The 17,778-nt window shown below is 68.7% G+C and carries 16 protein-coding genes; 6 read left to right on the top strand and 10 right to left on the bottom strand.

What is annotated here, in order from left to right:
* The first annotated feature begins 27 nt into the window (after positions 1 to 27).
* A complete protein-coding gene (locus ABZ851_RS33520; protein WP_361135861.1) occupies positions 28 to 837 on the top strand; it encodes an alpha/beta fold hydrolase in 810 nt (269 codons plus the stop codon).
* Between the two features lie 18 nt (positions 838 to 855).
* Here the strand turns inward: ABZ851_RS33520 and ABZ851_RS33515 are convergent, their stop codons facing one another.
* Positions 856 to 1,023 (bottom strand): hypothetical protein, encoded by a 168-nt coding sequence (locus ABZ851_RS33515; RefSeq protein ID WP_361135858.1) that lies wholly within the window; start codon positions 1,021 to 1,023, stop codon positions 856 to 858.
* A gap of 430 nt (positions 1,024 to 1,453) precedes the next feature.
* On the opposite strand from ABZ851_RS33515, the gene ABZ851_RS33510 reads away from it, so the two are divergent.
* A complete protein-coding gene (locus ABZ851_RS33510; protein WP_361135855.1) occupies positions 1,454 to 3,850 on the top strand; it encodes an Orn/Lys/Arg decarboxylase N-terminal domain-containing protein in 2,397 nt (798 codons plus the stop codon).
* A gap of 368 nt (positions 3,851 to 4,218) precedes the next feature.
* Complete coding sequence (locus ABZ851_RS33505) at positions 4,219 to 4,557, top strand: hypothetical protein (protein WP_361135852.1); 339 nt, start codon at positions 4,219 to 4,221, stop codon at positions 4,555 to 4,557.
* Positions 4,558 to 4,911: 354 nt separating this feature from the next.
* Here the strand turns inward: ABZ851_RS33505 and ABZ851_RS33500 are convergent, their stop codons facing one another.
* Entirely contained in the window at positions 4,912 to 5,877 is a 966-nt protein-coding gene (locus ABZ851_RS33500; protein ID WP_361135849.1) for a WYL domain-containing protein, read from the bottom strand.
* A gap of 96 nt (positions 5,878 to 5,973) precedes the next feature.
* Here ABZ851_RS33500 and ABZ851_RS33495 point away from each other — a divergent pair, with 96 nt between their 5' ends.
* The gene (locus ABZ851_RS33495; protein ID WP_361135846.1) at positions 5,974 to 6,339 is read left to right on the top strand and encodes a VOC family protein; all 366 of its coding nucleotides are present in this window, start codon (positions 5,974 to 5,976) and stop codon (positions 6,337 to 6,339) included.
* Positions 6,340 to 6,426: 87 nt separating this feature from the next.
* Positions 6,427 to 7,413 carry an IS481 family transposase gene (locus ABZ851_RS33490; RefSeq protein WP_361135843.1) on the top strand — a complete coding sequence of 329 codons (987 nt, stop codon included), beginning with the start codon at positions 6,427 to 6,429 and terminating at the stop codon, positions 7,411 to 7,413.
* Between the two features lie 272 nt (positions 7,414 to 7,685).
* Here ABZ851_RS33490 and ABZ851_RS33485 read toward each other — a convergent pair whose 3' ends face one another.
* The 7 genes from ABZ851_RS33485 to ABZ851_RS33455 form a co-directional block, all read right to left on the bottom strand.
* Entirely contained in the window at positions 7,686 to 8,135 is a 450-nt protein-coding gene (locus ABZ851_RS33485) for a hypothetical protein (protein ID WP_361135840.1), read from the bottom strand.
* A gap of 1,154 nt (positions 8,136 to 9,289) precedes the next feature.
* Positions 9,290 to 10,522, bottom strand: a complete 1,233-nt coding sequence (locus ABZ851_RS33480) for an NAD(P)-binding domain-containing protein (protein WP_361135837.1) — start codon at positions 10,520 to 10,522, stop codon at positions 9,290 to 9,292.
* 174 nt (positions 10,523 to 10,696) lie between these two features.
* Positions 10,697 to 11,902 carry an LLM class flavin-dependent oxidoreductase gene (locus ABZ851_RS33475; protein ID WP_361135834.1) on the bottom strand — a complete coding sequence of 402 codons (1,206 nt, stop codon included), beginning with the start codon at positions 11,900 to 11,902 and terminating at the stop codon, positions 10,697 to 10,699.
* Position 11,903: 1 nt separating this feature from the next.
* On the bottom strand, positions 11,904 to 12,953 hold the full coding sequence (locus ABZ851_RS33470; protein WP_361135831.1) for an ABC transporter substrate-binding protein: 1,050 nt from the start codon (positions 12,951 to 12,953) through the stop codon (positions 11,904 to 11,906).
* 204 nt (positions 12,954 to 13,157) lie between these two features.
* Positions 13,158 to 14,063, bottom strand: coding sequence for an ABC transporter ATP-binding protein (locus ABZ851_RS33465; RefSeq protein ID WP_361135828.1), 906 nt, complete (start codon positions 14,061 to 14,063; stop codon positions 13,158 to 13,160).
* A complete protein-coding gene (locus ABZ851_RS33460) occupies positions 14,036 to 14,962 on the bottom strand; it encodes an ABC transporter permease (RefSeq protein WP_361135825.1) in 927 nt (308 codons plus the stop codon). Before ABZ851_RS33460 ends, ABZ851_RS33465 begins: the two co-directional genes overlap by 28 nt.
* Positions 14,963 to 15,437: 475 nt before the next feature.
* On the bottom strand, positions 15,438 to 15,527 hold the full coding sequence (locus ABZ851_RS33455) for a putative leader peptide (RefSeq protein ID WP_361135822.1): 90 nt from the start codon (positions 15,525 to 15,527) through the stop codon (positions 15,438 to 15,440).
* Positions 15,528 to 15,671: 144 nt separating this feature from the next.
* On the opposite strand from ABZ851_RS33455, the gene ABZ851_RS33450 reads away from it, so the two are divergent.
* Entirely contained in the window at positions 15,672 to 16,094 is a 423-nt protein-coding gene (locus tag ABZ851_RS33450; protein ID WP_361135819.1) for a secondary thiamine-phosphate synthase enzyme YjbQ, read from the top strand.
* A 720-nt stretch (positions 16,095 to 16,814) separates the two neighbouring features.
* Here the strand turns inward: ABZ851_RS33450 and ABZ851_RS33445 are convergent.
* Positions 16,815 to 17,741 (bottom strand): 4-(cytidine 5'-diphospho)-2-C-methyl-D-erythritol kinase, encoded by a 927-nt coding sequence (locus ABZ851_RS33445; protein WP_361135816.1) that lies wholly within the window; start codon positions 17,739 to 17,741, stop codon positions 16,815 to 16,817.
* Positions 17,742 to 17,778 lie beyond the last annotated feature (37 nt).

The raw sequence follows: 17,778 nt of genomic DNA, 5'->3' as shown, positions 1-17,778 counted from the left end.
CTGATGTCGGAGTTTAGCGTCGGCGCCATGACCACTGATCACGTGCTTCCCACCCCTCACCTCGACGTTCTCGTGCAGGGGCGCGGCCCCGCACTTCTGCTCGCGCACGGCGCCGGCGGCGGCATCGAGGGGAATTTCGGCCTCGTCCTCGACGACCTCGCCCAGGACCACACTCTCGTCGGCCCGCACTACCCCGGGGCCGGTGGCTCTGCCGTAGCCATAGAACCCCTGGACCTGGACGACCTCGCCGACCGCCTGGTCGCGGCCGCCGTCGCGGCCGGCCAGGACTCGTTCGCCGTCCTCGGGGAGTCCCTCGGCAGCGCCGTGGCCGTCCGGATCGCCACACGACACCCCCACCGTGTCCGGGCCCTCGTCCTCACCGCCGGCTTCGCTGCAGCCGACCCCGTCCTGGCGCTCGCCGCTCAGCTGATCAAGTCCCTGGCAACTGCGGGTCAGTGGGAGGACGTGGCACGGCTCGCCCTCCTGTCCTGCATGTCCCCGGCGGGCCTGGCGGACCTCGAACCGGCCGCCCTCGACGAACCGGTCGCCCAGACCCTGACCGCGATGCCGCCGGGCATGCTGGACCACTTCGACCTGGTGTCCCGCGTGGACGTCCGGGCCGACCTGGCGAAGGTCTCCGCCCCCACCCTGGTGGTCGCGCCGACCGGCGACCGACTGGTGCTGCCCGAGAGCTCGTACCGTCTGGCGGCCGGCATCCCGGGCGCCCGGCTGATCGAACTGCCCGGCGCCGCCCACATCCTGAACCCGGCAGACCGGGCGACCTGGCTCCGCCACGTACGCGAGTTCCTCGCCGCACTCCCCGCCACGTCGGCGTGAGCGACCACTCCTCACGGATCAGGCCGGTCCGCCCGCGACGTCGTCGGCCCGGCGCGGGGCCGGCCTGCTCGTTCTTGCCACCACGACCTTCGTCGTCGTCACCACAGAGCTGCTGCCGGTCGGGCTGCTGACGGCGATCAGCGACGATCTGGGAGTCGCGCGATCACGGGTGGGGTTGCTGATCACCGTGTACGCCTTCACCGTCGGCCTGACATCAGCTCCGCTCACCCACTGGACCGCCGGCTGGCCGCGCAAGCGCCTCTACACGACCGCGAGTGCGGTTTTCTCCCTCGGCACCGTGCTCTCCGCGGCCACGGAGAGCTACCCGGATGCTTTCGCGGCCGGGACGGGAGCTGGGCACTTGTGTCATAGGGGACAGGTCAGCCGCCGCGGGCCGGGGCAGCCACGTAGCGCTCGGTGCGGAGCAGACCCGTCGAGGTTCGCCGCCACCAGCATCCATGCAGCGGTCAGGTGCGGCGGTTCCCGTTTCCCTCCTTGGAGTGGTTTGGTCCAGCCCCTGGGCCGCGGCCGGTGATCTTCCGGTTGCCTCTCGGACAGCAGGCATGGTGCGTACGAGCAGTCCATGCGCCGACACGCGCACAGCAGAGGGGCCACTATGACCGACGGGACGGTTCTCTTCGCGGTACACGAGTTCCCACAGAGTCAAGGGGTCGCCGCCGAGCAACTGCGCAGAATCCGCGACGATTTGGAGACCCGAGGCATTGACGTGCGCTGGGCCACCACGGCCGAAGACGCCCAGGCAGTGCTGCGAACCGAGGCGGGCACGGCTGCCGTCGTGCTCGACTGGGACCTTCCCCAGGCCGCCGGAGAAGGCGGCGAAGCAGGCGGTGCCGAGGTACTGCGCCACGTCGGACGGCGCTTCCAGAATCTCCCCGTCTTCCTGGTCACGAACGGCGAAGACCTGGAACACCTGCCCTTGTGGGTGGCCGAAACGGTGATCGGCTACATCTGGCCGCTGGAGGACACCGCGCCCTTCATCGCCGGACGCATCGCCAGCGCCGCCCGCGGCTACCAGCACGACCTGCTACCCCCGTTCTTCAAGGCACTGCGCCGCTTCGACCACGCGCACGAGTACTCCTGGCACACCCCTGCCCACTCCGGCGGTGTCGCCTTCCTCAAGTCCCCCGTCGGCCGGGCCTTCCACGACTACTTCGGGGAACGGCTGCTGCGCAGCGACCTGTCCATCTCCGTCGGGGAACTCGGTTCCCTCTTCGAACACACCGGCCCGGTAGGTGCCGCCGAGCGCAACGCCGCCCGCGTCTTCGGCGCCGACCGCACCTACTTCGTACTCCACGGCGACTCCACCTGTGACCGGATGGTCGGTCACTTCAGCGTCACCCAGGACGAGATCGCACTGGTGGACCGCAACTGCCACAAGTCGGTGCTGCATGGTCTGGTCCTCTCTGGAGCCCGGCCGGTCTACCTGGTCCCCACCCGCAACGGCTACGGTCTGGCAGGCCCCCTGCCGCCCGCCGAGATTCAGGCACCCTCGGTCGCCTCCCGGGCCGGCCGCAACCCACTGGCCCAGGGCGCCGTCTCGCCCACGGCCCAGTACGCGGTGCTGACGAACTCCACCTACGACGGCCTGTGTTACGACACCGTCCAGGTCGCCCAGGCCCTCGCACCCAGTACCCCTCGGCTCCACTTCGACGAAGCCTGGTTCGCCTACGCCCGCTTCCACCCCCTTTACGCCGGCCGCTACGGCATGGCGGTGGGCCACGAAACCTTCCCCGGACCCGAACGCCCCACAGTCTTCTCCACCCAGTCCACCCACAAGCTGCTGGCCGCCCTGTCACAGAGCGCCATGGTGCACATCAAATCCGCACCCCGGGCGCCGGTGGAGCATGACCGGTTCAACGAGGCGTTCATGATGCACGGCACCACCTCACCGCTGTATCCGATGATCGCCTCCCTCGACGTGGCCACGGCGATGATGGACGGTCCCCAGGGCCGCTGCCTTATCGACGAAGCGGTGACCGAAGCCATCCGCTTTCGCCAGACGGTCGTACGCGTCGCCCGGCGCATCGCCGCCGCCGACGACCGGCCCGACTGGTTCTTCGGCGTCTGGCAACCCGCGGCCGTGACCGACCCGGCCACCGGCGAGCGTCTCCCCTTCGCCGACGCCTCCCTGGAACTGCTGCGCACCGAGCCGTCCTGCTGGCAGCTGGAGCCCGACGCCGACTGGCACGGCTTCACCGGACTGACCAAGGGCTACTGCCTGCTCGATCCCATCAAGGTCACCCTCACCTGCCCCGGCATCGACGCCACCGGACAGATGTCCCCCTGGGGCATCCCCGCCCGCATCCTCACCGCCTACCTGGCCACCAGGGACATCGTGGTGGAGAAGACCGACAGCTACACCACGCTCATCCTCTTCTCCATGGGGATCACCAAGGGTAAGTGGGGAACCCTGATGGACGCCCTCATGGACTTCAAAACGCTCTACGACCACGACGCACCCCTGGAGCGGGTACTGCCCGAGCTGGTCGCCGCCCACCCCCACCGCTACACCGGCCAGACCCTGCGCGGGTTGTGCCAGGACATGCACGACCACCTGCGCGGTGCCCGCCTGGTCGAGCTGCTCGACACCGCATTCCAGGAGCTGCCCGAGCCCGTCACCCCGCCCCAGCACTGCTATCAGCGCCTCATCCGCGGCGGCACCGAGCGGGTAAGGCTGACCGACGCGGCCGGCCGGGTGGCCGCTGCCATGGTCACCGTCACCCCGCCGGGCATCCCCGTCCTCATGCCCGGCGAAAACACCGGCGCCCACGACGGCCCGCTGCTGCGGTACCTAACCGCCCTGGAGTCCTTCGACCGGCGCTTCCCCGGCTTTCACAGCGAGACCCACGGCGTCACCGTCGCTGCGGACACCGGCGACTACCTCATCGAATGCGTACGCCAGATCCCCGCCCAGCAAACCGGCCGCGCCACCGGAGAGCACCACACGACACCGACGCCGCACCCGGTCGGCCCCCAACGGCCCACAGACTGACGGCAAGGCACCGGGTACCCCCGCCTCCCTCCGGGGCGGGCGGGGAGCGGTCGTCGAACCGGAAAGAGCACCGGACTGCCGTCGTCTCCGGCGGGGACGGCACTTCGACGAGGGCTACCAGGGAACGGTCTGGTCCCGGTAGTTGAGGGGTTGTGACGGGGACGGGGAGTTGATCGAGTCGCACCTGCCGCTGGGGGCGTTCGGGCCGGCCCCTGACTGCGCCGCTACGTCAACGCAGTGATGTAGAGGTTCATAGGGTGACTTGGCAGCACATCACGGGATAACGGAGGGATAACGGCCCCGGTTACGGTGGCGCACGACCCCGGATCCCCCGAGCGTTCAACCGAACGATCAGCCGAAGGAGAACCATGCGTCATCTCCGCCGCCGTGTCCCCGTTCTCGCGGGCCTGTTTGCAGCCGCCCTGCTCGCCGGCGCAGGCGTCGCCCAGGCCGCCACCGGGACCATCGAGCTCGACCGGGGGACGAATATCACCAACCCGGTCGACGGCAAGTGCTACAACACCGAGAACGCCTCCAACGTAGGGCAGCGCGAGGTGGTCAACCACACCAACCGCAAGCTGAAGGTGTTCATCGTCGCCGACTGCACCACGGGCAAGGAAGCGAAGGTGCTGGCGCCCGGCCAGAGTTACCGGGCCAGCGACACCTGGTTCCCAGTCGTCTCCGTACGGCGGGTGCAGACCGTCTGAGCCCGTGGAACGGCAAGGCGCCGCTGGGCGGGACAGCGCACCGGCTCCCGTCGTAGCCGGCAGCAGCACGCAATAGGCACGTGTCAGCCGTGCGGCCTACGGCACCGCAGCTCCCCGTGCATCACCGGCATGTGCGTATGGTGCAACTCGGATCAGGGACTCAAACCTGCGGCCAAGCGCACCCGCCGACGTCACCGCCCCCCTCGCCAGATCCCTCGGTGCACCGCATCGGCACTCCTGTTTCCCGGCCACCCCGAGCTCCCCGCGTTCTCACCGTCGCTACGGCTCGGCACCGCATGTCGCTAGATGTACTGACCGGGCACGTTGATTGAGAACAGGGGACCTGATCGGCAATCACGATGCGGGGGTTGAGTGTCTGTCAGCCAGGTCCCTGGCGAGCTGACTGATGCGTGCGCGGGCCGTCTCAGGGGCGAGCACCTCGATGTGGTCGCCGAACTGAAGAAGCTGACGCACCGACTCGATGTCGGGGTAGCGCACGACGACGACGCACGAGCCTTTTTCCGCGTCGGAGACATGGTGGATGCGGGTGCCGAGGATGCGCCGCGCCAGGTCGAGACCCTTTTCCGGCAGGCGGATGGTCACGCTCACGCGATCTTGCTCCTCAGTGCGTTTCTTCAACACGGCCCATCTGGTGCGGAGGGTTTCGCCTGGTTGGAGAACGGCTGGTGCGTCTAGCTGTTCGAAGGCCGACAGTCGTTCCAGAGCGAGCAGCCGGCTGTCGCCCTGGTCATCGGCGACGAGATACCAGCGACCTGATTTCGCCACGATCCCGTACGGGTCGACCACCCGTGTCGAGGCCTGGCTCTCGGCGCTGCGCCGGTACAGGATTCGAAGGCGTCGCCGGTGTCGCAGGGTCGAGGCCAGATCCGATACTTCGACCGCTGCCTCGGGGGCAGCAAACCACGCGGTGCTGTCGACAAGCACAAGGTCAGCCAGCCGCAGCGGGCTCGGCGACTCAGGTGCTGCAGCCTGGCAGGCGGCGATCTTGCGCTCGGCCGACTCCCACACCGCAGTTAGGCCCATTCGCTCACGTAGTGCGCTGTCCAAGCCGGCCACGGATAGGGCCTCCAGTTCTGGTGGTTCCAGATGGGATGCGCTGAGCCGTGCACTGGGGAGCAGGACGATCCCGCCGTTCCGCCCACGTTCGGCATAGACGGGCACGCCCGCTGTCGATAGCGCCTCGACGTCCCGCAGCACAGTCCGCCGGGACACCTCAAGACGCGCGGCGAGCTCCGTGGTAGTGAGCCGCTGACGGGTCTGCAGGAGCAGCAGGAGATGCAGGAGCCTTGAAGCCTTCATGCTTACCCATGTTCTCAGAAAAGGTGACAGGTTCCGTCGCGATTGGGTGATCTGCTGGGTGCTGGACCGAGTAATCAACGAGTTGAGGAGCACTCCATGCCCGCACCGAACCTGTTCCTGATCGGCGTCCGCGACGCCGAGGCCGCCACCGCCTTTTACAGCGACCTGTTCGAGATCGAACCGACCTTCACCAGTCCCCACTACGTAGCCTTCGAAGCTGCCCCCGGTGTCCTGTTCGCACTGTGGACGGGCTACAGCGAGCACGCGGTCCCGAGCCTCCCTCGTACGACAGAGATCGGACTCATGGTGCCGGGGCCATCGGAGGCGATTGACGAGATCTTCACGAGGTGGTCCTCGAAGGGGGTCCACGTTGTGCAGGAGCCGCATGATGCTGTCTTCGGCCGCACGTTCGTGATGACGGACCCTGACGGCAACCTCATCCGAGTCTCCCCGGTCGACTGACCTGCACTATCCCTCCTCGCATATCTCCAGGCTGAAGGGCCGGCCACACACCATGGCCGGCCTTTCAGCCTGTCTAGGAGCTCAGAAATGTCGCATTCGAACGCGGCCCTCACCCCGCGCCACCGGCTGAAAGTCGCTCGACTCGTCGCTGACGACGGCTGGCCAGTCAGCCAAGTCGCGGCCCGCTTCCAGGTGTCCTGGCCGACCGTGAAGCGCTGGGTCGATCGCTACCTCGCAGGCGAGTCCATGCAGGACCGATCCTCACGACCGCGGAGCTCTCCGGCCAAGACACCCAAGACCGTGACGAAGAGGCGCGTCAGCCTGCGACTACGTCTGCGGGAAGGGCCGGTCCAGCTCGCTGCGAGACTCAATATCGCCCCGTCGACAGTGCATCGAATCCTGCGATCGGCCCGCCTGAACCGACTCGCCTACGTCGACCGTGAGACCGGTGAGCCCGTCCGCCGGTATGAGCACGACCATCCGGGATCACTGGTGCACGTGGACGTGAAGAAGCTCGGGAACATCCCCGACGGTGGCGGCTGGCGCTACGTCGGCCGCCACCGAGGCGAGAAGCACCGCGCCGCGACGCAGAGCAAGTCACGCAACGCCTACCGCGGCCCGAAGGTTGGATACGCATTCGTGCACACCGTCATCGACGACCACTCCCGCGTCGCCTACACCGAGGTCCACGACGACGAAACAGCCGTCACCGCCGTCGGCTTCCTGCACCGGGCTGTCGGCTGGTTCGCTGACCGTGGCGTCGCCATTGAGAGGGTCCTGTCGGACAACGGCGGCGCGTACCGCTCGTACCTGTGGCGCGACAACTGCGAAGCGCTTTCGATCACCTCGAAGTTCACGCGACCTTACCGCCCGCAGGCGAACGGGAAGGTCGAGCGCTTCCACCGCACCATGGCCGATGGCTGGGCCTACGCCCGCTGCTACACCAGCGAGCAAGAACGACGCGACGCACTGGCCGGTTGGCTCCACCAGCACAACCACCACCGGCCCCACACCGCGTGCGGCAACCAGCCGCCATTCTCACGATTGATCAACGTGCCCGGTCAGTACAGCTAGAAGACCCCGCAGATCATGACGGGCATGCCCGCCTCTAGCCACGCAGCTCGGCGGCGGGCCACCCGGCGATCTCGTCACCCCCAGCTCGATCAGACGCTCGGCCTGCAGGCTCTCAAGGCCGGAGCACCGGGAGAACGGTGGAGGTGACGGGCATGGCTTCGGGCACGATGCTCCCTGGGATGGTGGACGGGCTCAGGGTGAACGAGGCAACCCGCCGGAACATTCCTGCCGCTGTGTCCACCCCTTCGCGTGATCACGACTCCGTACAGGCCCTAGCTGAAGTCGCTGGGTACATAGGCGTTGGTCCACTGGGAGTACATCCGGGACTCCTGGAGCGTGAACGCCGGATGTGTGATCCGGTACTGCCGGTAGTAGCGCCGCCCTTGATCGACCCGTGTACCGCGTACCTGAAGGTGCGCGCCCGGCAGCACGCGGATATGGCCCTCTGCGCAGCTCGGCGTGCAGTCGTTGATCCGCATGGTGCCCGTGCCCGTCTGCGTCTTGGCACCCCAGTGCGCCCAGTGCAGCGCGCTCAGTCCGTCGTGCTGGGTCACCGCGAACGTGCGCGGCTTGACGGAATCGTGCCTCGACAGGTCGTACAGGTGGATCGGCGGCGTCACAGCCGCGGCTGCGGCCGTAGCCGGTGAGCCGGCGACTGGCACGACTGCTGCGGCAAACGTGAGCGCGACCAGGGAGCGCCGCAACGCGGAGCGAGATGACATGTGGTGCGGTCTCCTTCGGTGGGTGAGTGAGCAGGTGAGTGGGTGAGGTGAAACGGCGAAAGAGGAAGAGAAGGGTGACTGGGCTCGCCTGACACATCCAGGTTGAGGATGCGCCGAACCTGACGGAAGGCGTGAATCAGCCGACCGCCGGCCGTTACCCACTGCGACCTTGTGTCGACGAACCCCTGACGAGGCGGGGCCGCATGACCTGCGGTCGGACCGTGGGACCGGAACGCCATCGCATCGCCGCCGTACTCGGCGCCCAGCAAGGCAGCGGCTACCTCCTGACATCCCGTCTTGTCCTGACCGCCGCACATGTGGTGAAGAACCGCGCCTTGGTCAACGTGGCCGCTCTCGGCGGCGTCGGCGAGGTGAAGTGCCGAGTGGTCTGGGCGCGCCACGATCGGGAGTGCGATGCCGCGCTGCTGCTCGCCCGAGGAAGCAGAGCCTGCTCCCTCCCGAGCTGGACGAGCAACTGGGCCCCGTTCGCTGGGGCGTGCCCTCCGGACTCGAACCCATGGAATCCTGCCAGGCCATCGGCTTCCCACAGGTGCAGCGGGACGACGTGGACGGGCTTGACACGGAACAGATCGTCGGCACGTTCAAGCCGGGATCGCGCATGGTCCGTGCCCGCTACGTACTCGACAGTCCGCACACCCCGCCCCTCCGGCAGTCGGACGGCGCCTCACCGTGGGCGGGCATGTCCGGAGCCGCGCTCTTCGCGGACGGTATGAAGGGACGCGAACACGGGAGTGGGAACGCAGAAAAAGCGCCGCCCCTCCCGGGACGGGGAGGGGCGGCGCCTTGGGGACGAGGCTGGTCAGATGAGCCAGCCCACGAGGTGGAGGACGTTGGCCAAGAGAGCGGTGAGGATGTTCATCGGGGTCTTCTCCTTGCAGTTGTGGGACTCAACTCTCCGGCCCAGCAGGGGATTTGGACCGGGGCACGGTAACGGTCTGCAGCCCGCCGCTCGCGCCCCGTTATCTTCGCCCGTTGCTATGAGTCAATTGAAGCCCTTCCCTTTTCGATCATGCGCACCGGCGAACAGCTGCTCATAGGGCCATCCGTTCGCCTGAAAGTGTGCGGGGAGTGGCCCATGAGGAAGGCGGTTGTGGTGTGGTGCCGCCCGGCCGAACCGCCCCTCCGGACTCGCCCTATGAGGCGAGGCTGCCGACGACCCCCGTCTCCGCACGGACCGGTCGCGGTCGTGGTAGAGCTCGGGGCCGAGGAGGCGTGCCGAGCAGCCGGCGGAGGTCGCCGACCGCGGCACGTCCCGCGCGGTTGGCGCCGATGGTGCTCGCCGACGGCCCGTAACCGACGAGATGGATCCGCGGATCGCGCAGCGTGCGGGTACCGTCCATCCGGATGCCGCCGCCCGGTTCGCGCAGGTGCAGCGGGGCGAGATGGTCGAGGGCGGCGCGAAAGCCCGTGGCGTAAAGGATCACATCGGCCTCGACCGTACGGCCGTCGTGCCAGCGCACGCCCGTGGGCGTGACGCGCTCGAAGAGCGGCAGCCGCTCCAGTACGCCGCTCTCCCGGGCCTGCCGGATGGCCTCGGTCATCGGTAGCCCGGTCACGCTCACCACGCTCCGCGGCGGCAGCCCCTGCCGGACCCGCTCCTCCACCAGGGCGACCGCGGCCCGCCCCTGCTCCGCACCGAACGGCCCCTCGCGGAACACCGGCGGCCGGCGGGTCACCCAGGTCGTGGCGGCCGCGACCGGCGCGATCTCCATGAGCTGCTGTATGGCGGAGGTCCCGCCGCCCACGACCACAACCCGCGCGTCACGGAAGCTCTCCGGCCCGTCGTACGAGGAGCTGTGCAGCTGACGGCCGCCGAATGTCTCCTGCCCGGGAAACCGCGGCCAGAACGGCCGGTCCCAGGTCCCGGTCGCATTGATCAGCGCCCGCGCCGCGTAGTTCCCCTCCGACGTTTCGACCAGCAGCCGCCTTCCCTCGACGTCGCCGACGGGGTCGCTCCAGGGGGCCCCACCGCTCTCGCGCACCGCCGTCACGCTCACCGGCCGGTGCACCCGCAGCCCGAAGGTCTGCTCGTACCGGTCGAAGTACGCGCCGATCACCTCGGACGACGGGCGGCGCGGATCCGCGCCGGTCAGTTCCATGCCCGGCAGCGCATGCATCCCGTGCACCTTGGCGTACGTCAGCGTGGGCCACCGGAACTGCCAGGCACCCCCGGGGCGCGGCGAGTGATCGAGTACCACGAAGTCCCGGTCCGGCACATAGCCGGCCCGTCGCAGATGGAAGGCGGCGGCCAGCCCGGCCTGCCCGGCACCGATCACCACGACGTCGACATCGGCCTTGACCACGGCATCGACCTCGGCCTCAGCATCGACCTCGGCCTCGATCTCACGCACCCCGGTGTAGTTCATATTTCACCTAACGGGGTGAGGGGCGGTTGTCTTCCCGCGAGGTGCGGGTGACTCCCGTGGGGCGCGGGCCGTTTCCCACCACGGCCCACGGCCCACGGCCCACGGCCCACGGCCCACGGCCCCCGACGGCTCACGCCCTATGCCCCACGCCCCACGCCCCACGGGAACAAAACCTCAGCGACCACCCGCGATCAGCAGCGGCGCCCCGCCCGGCGCGGAGGCCGGCCGGCCGTTGGCCGCCGGAACACCGTCCAGCGGAGCGGGACCCGCATCCAGCAGCCCCCGGGCGGCGAGCTCCGGCCGTACGCCCTCGCCGAACCAGTACGCCTCCTCCAGGTGCGGATAGCCCGAGAGCACAAAGTGCTCGATGCCCAGGGAGTGGTACTCCTCGATCCGGTCGGCCACCTCTGCATGGCTGCCGACCAGCGCAGTGCCTGCGCCGCCCCGCACCAAACCCACACCCGCCCACAGGTTGGGGGAGATCTCCAGTTTGTCGCGCGAGCCGCCGTGCAGCGCCAGCATCCGCTGCTGACCCACCGACTCGCTCTTGCCCAGCGCCTGTTGCGCGGCCGCGACCGTCGCCGGATCGAGGTCGTCGAGCAGCCGGTCGGCGGTCGCCCAGGCCTCCTTGGAGGAGTCCCGGGAAATGGTGTGCAGCCGGATGCCGAACCGGACCGTACGTCCTTCCTTCTCCGCCAGCCCGCGAATCCAGTCGATCTTGTGCTTGACCTCCTCGGGCGGCTCTCCCCAGGTGAGGTACACATCCACATTCCGGGCGGCGACCGGCCCGGCGGCAGCGGACGAGCCGCCGAAGAAGATCTGCGGCAGCGGATCCGGCGGCAGTGCCGTCAGACCGCCCTCGACCTGGTAGTGCTCGCCCTTGAAGTCGAACGACGCGCCGCCCCACGCCCCGCGTACGATCTGCAGAAACTCATCCGTACGGGCATACCGCCGGTCATGGTCGAGATGATCGCCGAACCGCTTCTGCTCGGTCGAATCGCCCCCGGTCACCACATTCAGCAGCAGCCGCCCGCGCGAGATCCGCTGATAGGTCGCGGCCATCTGCGCCGCCAGGACCGGCGAGATCACCCCCGGCCGGAAGGCGACCAGGAACTTCAGCCGCTCGGTGACCTGGGTGAGCGCCACCGTCGTCAGCCAGGCATCCTCGCACCACGTGCCCGTCGGCGTGAGCACCGCCTCGAACCCCAACTGCTCGGCAGCCTTGGCGATCTGCGCCAGATACTCGATGTCCGGAGCCCGTACCCCGCTGACCGCAGTGATGCGGTCACGCCGGATGCCGCCGTCGGTGTAGGCATGCCGGTCGACGAGGGTCCGCCCGTCGCCGCCGGTCGGCAAGAACCAATGCAGGTGTACGGACATCTCACTGAGCCTTTCCATAGGTACGCGGCGCCGTGCCCGAAGGCGGCAGGTCGCCGTTGAAACGGGGGTCGACGAAGTCTCCGAAGCGGAACGAGCGGGGGATCAGCTTCACCGCCGCGAACGAGTCGACGATCTGCTGCTCGGAGGCGATGGCGGCCTTGTCCACGGCGACCGCGACCGCCGTACCCCGGGTGCGCTTGACCGCGTCCAGCGCCACCTTCTCCGGCAGCCCGGTCTCCTTCGCCCAGGCCTTCGCCCAGACGCCGGGGTGCTTGAACACCCAGTTCTGCGCCCGCCGCAACCGGTCCGTGTAGTCCTTCAGCGCCGCCGCCTTCTTCTTGTCCTCCAGGGCGGCAGGCGCGGCGACCTGGAAGCTCAGCCCATTGACGACACCCTGCCCGGTCGTCAGCACCCGGGCATCGGCCTGATCCAGTGCCTGCGAGGTGTATGGGTCCCACACCGCCCAGGCATCCACCTTCCCCCGGGTGAACGCGGCGAGCGCATCGGCCGGCTGCAGGTAGTTGAGCGTTACGTCCTTCGGCGTCAGCCCAGCCTTCTTCAGCGAGGCGATGAGCTGGTAGTGCGCCGAGCTCCCCTGGGCCACGGCGATCGACTTGCCCTTGAGCTGCGACGGCCGCTTGAGCGGGGACCCCTTCTTCACCAGGATCGCCTCGCCGTCCGACCTGCTGTGCGTCCCGGCGATCACCTTGATCTTCGACTTCGCCGCCGCGGCGAACACCGGCGGGGTGTTACCGACCGCGCCGACATCCACCGCCCCCGCATTGATCGCCTCCAGCAGCGGCGGCCCCGAGGTGAAGGCCGACCACTTGATCTTGTACGGAAGGTCGTCCAACTCGCCGGCGGCCCGCAGCAACGCCTCCGAACCCCCCTTCTGGTCACCGACGTTGAGGGTCAGCGACCCCTTGCCGTCGGTCCCGCTGCCGGTGCCCCCACCGGCCCCCTCGGCCCCCGACGCACCTCCGCAGGCAGCCAGCAGCAGGGTGAGCGGCAGCAGCAGGGCGGCGGCCGGGGCGATAGGTCGTGCTCTCATGGGGCGTCCGTTTCCTTCGGGGTGAGGCGGGGTGGGGTGGGGAGGGGTGGGGCCGGCTGGGATGGAAGGGGTGAGGGGAGCGGGTGGTGCCGGGGGGAAGGGGAAAGGCGCCGGACCGCGGATATCGGGCATCGGGGGCCAGGGGAGGACCGCCGACCGCGCAGTTACGACGGCTGGTTGCCGGCCGTCCCCTCCGTGACAGGGTCAGGCGGCAGCGGGGGAGGCGTCGGCCGTGCGGGAGTGGACATCCTCCGACTCGCCCCCGACATCGCCGGACCCGTCACCCCCCTCCGCGCCTTCCCTTCCCTCCCCTCCTCCCTCTCCCTTCTCTCCCTCCTCGCCGTCCTTGTCCTCCACACCAAGGCGGTCGAGCAACCGGGCGCGCAACGCACCGACGCGTGGATCAGAAAGAGTGCGCGGCCGCGGCAGATCCACCGTGGTCTCGTACGCGATCCGGCCGTCCTCCATTACCAGTGCCCGGTCCGCGAGCAACAGGGCCTCCTCCACGTCATGGGTCACCAGCAGCACCGCGCATCCGCGCTCCTGCCACAGCTCGGCCACGAGGCGCTGGGCCTTGATCCGGGTCAGTGCGTCGAGGGCGCCGAACGGCTCGTCGAGCAGCAGCAGGTCCGGCTCCCGCACCAGCGCACGGGCGAGTGAGACACGCTGGGCCTCGCCGCCGGAGAGCGTCTTGGGCCAGGCGCCCGCCCGATGGCCGAGCCCGACCTCCTCCAACGCCCTTACGGCGACGTCGCGTTCCGGACGGCCCGGCAGCCCCAGCAGCACATTCCGCCACACCCGCTTCCAGGGCATCAGCCGCGGTGCCTGGAAGGCCACGGCCTTGCGGCGCGGCACCAGTACCTCGCCGTCGATTTCCTGATCGAGCCCGGCCAGCACCCGCAGCAAGGTCGACTTACCGCAACCACTGCGCCCGAGCAACGCCACGAACTCGCCCGGCCGGAGGGACAGGTCAAGACCGTCGATAACGGCCCGTCCGCCGAAGGACCGCACCAACCCGCCGACCTGTACGGCGGAACCGGAGAGCCCGGTACGCGTCACCTGCCGTCCGTGCTCGGTATCGGTCACTGGCCCGTGAACGTCGGTCGCCATTGCAGCAGCAGCCTTTCGAAGGTACGGACGAGGAAATCGGCAATGAGCCCGAGAATCGCGTAGACCACGAGGCACACCACGATCACGTCGGTGCGGAAGAATTCCCTGGCCTGGTTCATCAGGAACCCGAGGCCGTCGTCGGCGTTGACCTGCTCACCGAAGACCAGTGCGAGCCACGCGGTGGCCAGCGAATAGCGCAGCCCGGTCATGGCTCCAGGAAGAGCGCCGGGCAGTACGACATGCCGGATGAGGCCCCACCGGCTCAGTCCGAGCGACTGACCCGCCTCCACCAACTGGGCATCGACGCCACGGATTCCGGCATAAACATTCAGATACAGGTGGAACGCCACGCCCAACGAGATCAACGCAACCTTGGGTGCCTCTCCGATGCCCAGCCAGATGATGAACAGCGGAATCACGCCCACCCAGGGAATGGAACGCAGCATCTGCACGGTCGCGTCGACCAGATCCTCACCGAGCCGGGAAAGCCCCGACACAAGCGCCATTGCGACTCCGGTCACACCACCCAACAACAGCCCGACCGCGACCCGTTGAAGGGAAACCAGCATCGCCGACGGCAGCGTTCCGTCCGAGACCAGGTCCCCGGCGGTCGCGGCGATGGTCCCGGGCGACGCCAGGATCTGGGCCTCCAGGACACCGCTCGCGCTGAGCACCTGCCACAGCACCAGCAACGCGACCGGCCCCACCGTGCGGCGCAGCCACCGCGGCACCGACCATCGACGGCCGGAGACCGGATCGACACGCACCAACTCGGGCCCATCGGACCCGGCCTCGGAACGAGGCCCCGCCTCCACCCCCTTCGCCGGCGACGGTGCTGCTGCTTCAGCGGATATACCGGGCGGCGGTGCATGGCGCGCCACGGCCTGATCGACAGTCATCAGTACTCCACGAGGAGGGGGAAGAGGGGAGAGCAGGGAGAGAGGGGGAGGGGAAGAGGAGAGAGAGGGGGAGGGGAAGAGGAGAGAGGGACGGGAACCGGGCGGGAAGCAGAAAGCCACACGCCCGGCTGCGAGATGAAAGATGAAACACGAAGCGCGCGCAGGCGACGCGCCAGACCACCAGCCGACACCAACGCAACGGTCCGCGGCAATCACCCAAGAGACCCACCCCCGAAGGGAATGAATTTCAGGCCCCACCAAGACGCAACGAAAAGACAGCAATCCTCAAAACGTCCACGCGCAGCCACAGCGAGCCGCACGCTGCCCGCAAAGCACCGCAAAGGGCGAATCCTGGAACGCCCTCAATTCCGCCCTGAACCACGTCAACGTCAACGTCAACGGCATCCGCAACGAAAGCGACAACCGCAACGTCACCGAAAACCGCAACGACGCCGGCAGCGACAACGCCAAGGCATCAACAACAGCCGCCGCGGTGACACGCGGCAGAGGCCACCCGCAGCAGGTCGATATGACCGCGCGTGGTGAGCAGGGCTGATGTAGGCATGTCGCTGAACGTAGCGGTGCGCCGCGAGAGGGGTCAAACGTCATCTCGGCTCGTGGACCATTGTTGCCGGAGCGTTGAGGCAGCATTGCGGAAGAGGCCGGGGGGTTGCGGACCTGGGCAGGTCGTCCGTACCAAAATGAACGCATGAGCACCGCATTCACCACCCGCACCCTGGACGTCACCACAGGCTCGTCGGAGACCGTCGCCGACCTCACGGCCGACTGCGCAGCCTTCCTCCGAGAGACGGCAGACGGCCGCGACGGCCTGCTGAACATCTTCGTTCCGCACGCCACCGCCGGCATCGCCGTCCTGGAAACCGGCGCAGGCAGCGACGAAGACCTCCTGGCGGCCCTGCACGACCTCCTCCCGGCCGACAACCGCTGGCGCCACCGCCACGGCACCCCCGGCCACGGCCGCGACCACGTCCTGCCCGCCCTCGTCCCGCCCCACGCCACCCTCCCGGTCGTAGCAGGCAGGATGGCACTCGGCACCTGGCAGTCCGTCTGCTTGGTCGATACGAACATCAGCAACACGGACCGTAGGATCCGGTTGAGCTTCCTCGGTTAGGACACCGCTTCGGTGGACTGTAGCGGCGAAGTCCGGCCGCACCAAGCGATCCGCTGAGCGCCGTAGAAGAGCTGTCTCGGAACTCTTGTCCGTAGCGATCGAGTCTTAGCTGCAATGCCCTGTCAGAACGCTCTTGGTCCACTGAGGGGGCACCCGCTCACAAGGGTCCGACTTGTTGAAACGGTGGCTTTGGCGTCGTTGGCCGAGCAGCGGTCTGGGTATGGTCCGGAGCTTCGCGTCAGCTATGCGGACGTCCGGCGCGGCCGATGACGTGGAGGGCGGCAATCGAACGCTCGCAGCAGCCCTGGACCTGGACGAAGAAATCCTCGCTGCCGCCCGCCATATGTTGCGTGGCGACCACGGCGACGGCGCCACCGGCCGCAGCGCGTCGGTGGCTTTGACCGTTCGCACATCGGTGCAACGGAACGCCGTCGTTCGGCCGCACCGAATGGCTCCTCTGGCAGAGGCCAGGTATCGAAGTCCCCTGTCACGATCTCGGCAGTGATCCGGCAACGCGCTCGACGAGCGGCAGAGTCGGCTTGTCGGCGCCCACCCCCACTTCAAGGACATGGCAACCGGGGCTGGTGCCGGCCAGTTCGCTGAGGTCGTCAGAGCGCTCCGGCGGATACCTGGGCCTGGCCCGGTCTCACAGCTCGGCGGCGCGCTCCACGTCCGGGACGGTGAACCGGAACAGGTTCCCGGGTGCCTGCCCGGGAGGGCTCACAGCAGGACGGGGCCCGGTACGGGGCCGTGCGCGACGAGGGTGGAGGAGCACGTACCGGAAGCCATGAGCTGCTCGGCGATGTGCTCGGCTGCGCCTGCGTCCGCCGCGAGAAACCCGGTCGTCGCCCCGGTGCCGCACAGCATGCCGGCGAGGGCTCCGGACGCCCTTCCCGCGGCGAGTGTCTTCGCCAGGTCAGGTTGCATGGCCGTCGCCACGGACTCCAGATCGTTGCTCAGTGACGCCGCGAGCGCCTGCGGGTCACCGGCGGCCAGGGCGTCCAGCAGCTGCGCGGAGGGCTGCGGGGCCGGCATGTCCGCTGCTGTGAACGGCAGGTCGGCCTCCTGTCGGTGCCGGTCCTGAGCCGCGTAGACCGCGGGGGTGGAGAGGCCGAAGCGGGCGATCGCGAAGACCCAGTGGTACGTCGCGCCGCAGACGAGCGGAGTCAGCTGCTCCCCCCGGCCGAGTCCGAGCGCCGCCCCGCCGAGCACGCTGAACGGCACGTCGCTTCCCAACTCGGCGGCCAGGCATGCGAGTTCTGCGCGCGTCATGCCGAGGTTCCACAGTGCCTCGCAGGCAACCAGTGCCCCCGCCGCGTCCGCGCTGCCGCCGGCCATGCCCCCGGCGACCGGAAGGTGTTTGGTGATGTGGATGCGGACGTTCGGTTCGGCTCCGCTGTGCTTGGCCAGCAGTGTGGCGGCCCGGGCAGCGAGATTGGACTCGTCGGCGGGCACGCGCTCCGCCCCGGCCCCCGAGACGGTGAGGCTCAGCCTGTCGGCCGGGGTGGCAGTGATCTCGTCGTAGCCGGAGACCGCCAGGTAGACGTTGGCGAGTTCGTGGAATCCGTCCTCACGAAGCCCGCCGACGGAGAGTTGCAGATTGACTTTGGCCGGGGCGCGTACGGTCACGGATCGGGTTCGGGGCACGACGACGGTCCTCTACGTAGGCGTGTGGAGTGGGCTG

Origin of the sequence: Streptomyces sp. NPDC047049 (genome assembly GCF_040643995.1) — a bacterium.
Lineage (GTDB): Bacteria > Actinomycetota > Actinomycetes > Streptomycetales > Streptomycetaceae > Streptomyces > Streptomyces mooreae.
Note: the sequence above shows the minus strand (reverse complement) of the source record. Positions and strands in the feature narration are given on the sequence as shown.

Coding starts and splice junctions, on each gene's coding strand:
- ABZ851_RS33475 (WP_361135834.1), bottom strand. CDS start 11,902: ATGTCCGTACACCTGCATTGGTTCTTGCCGACCGGCGGCGACGGGCGG.
- ABZ851_RS33460 (WP_361135825.1), bottom strand. CDS start 14,962: ATGACTGTCGATCAGGCCGTGGCGCGCCATGCACCGCCGCCCGGTATA.
- ABZ851_RS33490 (WP_361135843.1), top strand. CDS start 6,427: ATGTCGCATTCGAACGCGGCCCTCACCCCGCGCCACCGGCTGAAAGTC.
- ABZ851_RS33495 (WP_361135846.1), top strand. CDS start 5,974: ATGCCCGCACCGAACCTGTTCCTGATCGGCGTCCGCGACGCCGAGGCC.
- ABZ851_RS33480 (WP_361135837.1), bottom strand. CDS start 10,522: ATGAACTACACCGGGGTGCGTGAGATCGAGGCCGAGGTCGATGCTGAG.
- ABZ851_RS33510 (WP_361135855.1), top strand. CDS start 1,454: ATGACCGACGGGACGGTTCTCTTCGCGGTACACGAGTTCCCACAGAGT.
- ABZ851_RS33470 (WP_361135831.1), bottom strand. CDS start 12,953: ATGAGAGCACGACCTATCGCCCCGGCCGCCGCCCTGCTGCTGCCGCTC.
- ABZ851_RS33455 (WP_361135822.1), bottom strand. CDS start 15,527: ATGCCTACATCAGCCCTGCTCACCACGCGCGGTCATATCGACCTGCTG.
- ABZ851_RS33450 (WP_361135819.1), top strand. CDS start 15,672: ATGAGCACCGCATTCACCACCCGCACCCTGGACGTCACCACAGGCTCG.
- ABZ851_RS33520 (WP_361135861.1), top strand. CDS start 28: ATGACCACTGATCACGTGCTTCCCACCCCTCACCTCGACGTTCTCGTG.
- ABZ851_RS33500 (WP_361135849.1), bottom strand. CDS start 5,877: ATGAAGGCTTCAAGGCTCCTGCATCTCCTGCTGCTCCTGCAGACCCGT.
- ABZ851_RS33485 (WP_361135840.1), bottom strand. CDS start 8,135: ATGTCATCTCGCTCCGCGTTGCGGCGCTCCCTGGTCGCGCTCACGTTT.
- ABZ851_RS33505 (WP_361135852.1), top strand. CDS start 4,219: ATGCGTCATCTCCGCCGCCGTGTCCCCGTTCTCGCGGGCCTGTTTGCA.
- ABZ851_RS33465 (WP_361135828.1), bottom strand. CDS start 14,063: ATGGCGACCGACGTTCACGGGCCAGTGACCGATACCGAGCACGGACGG.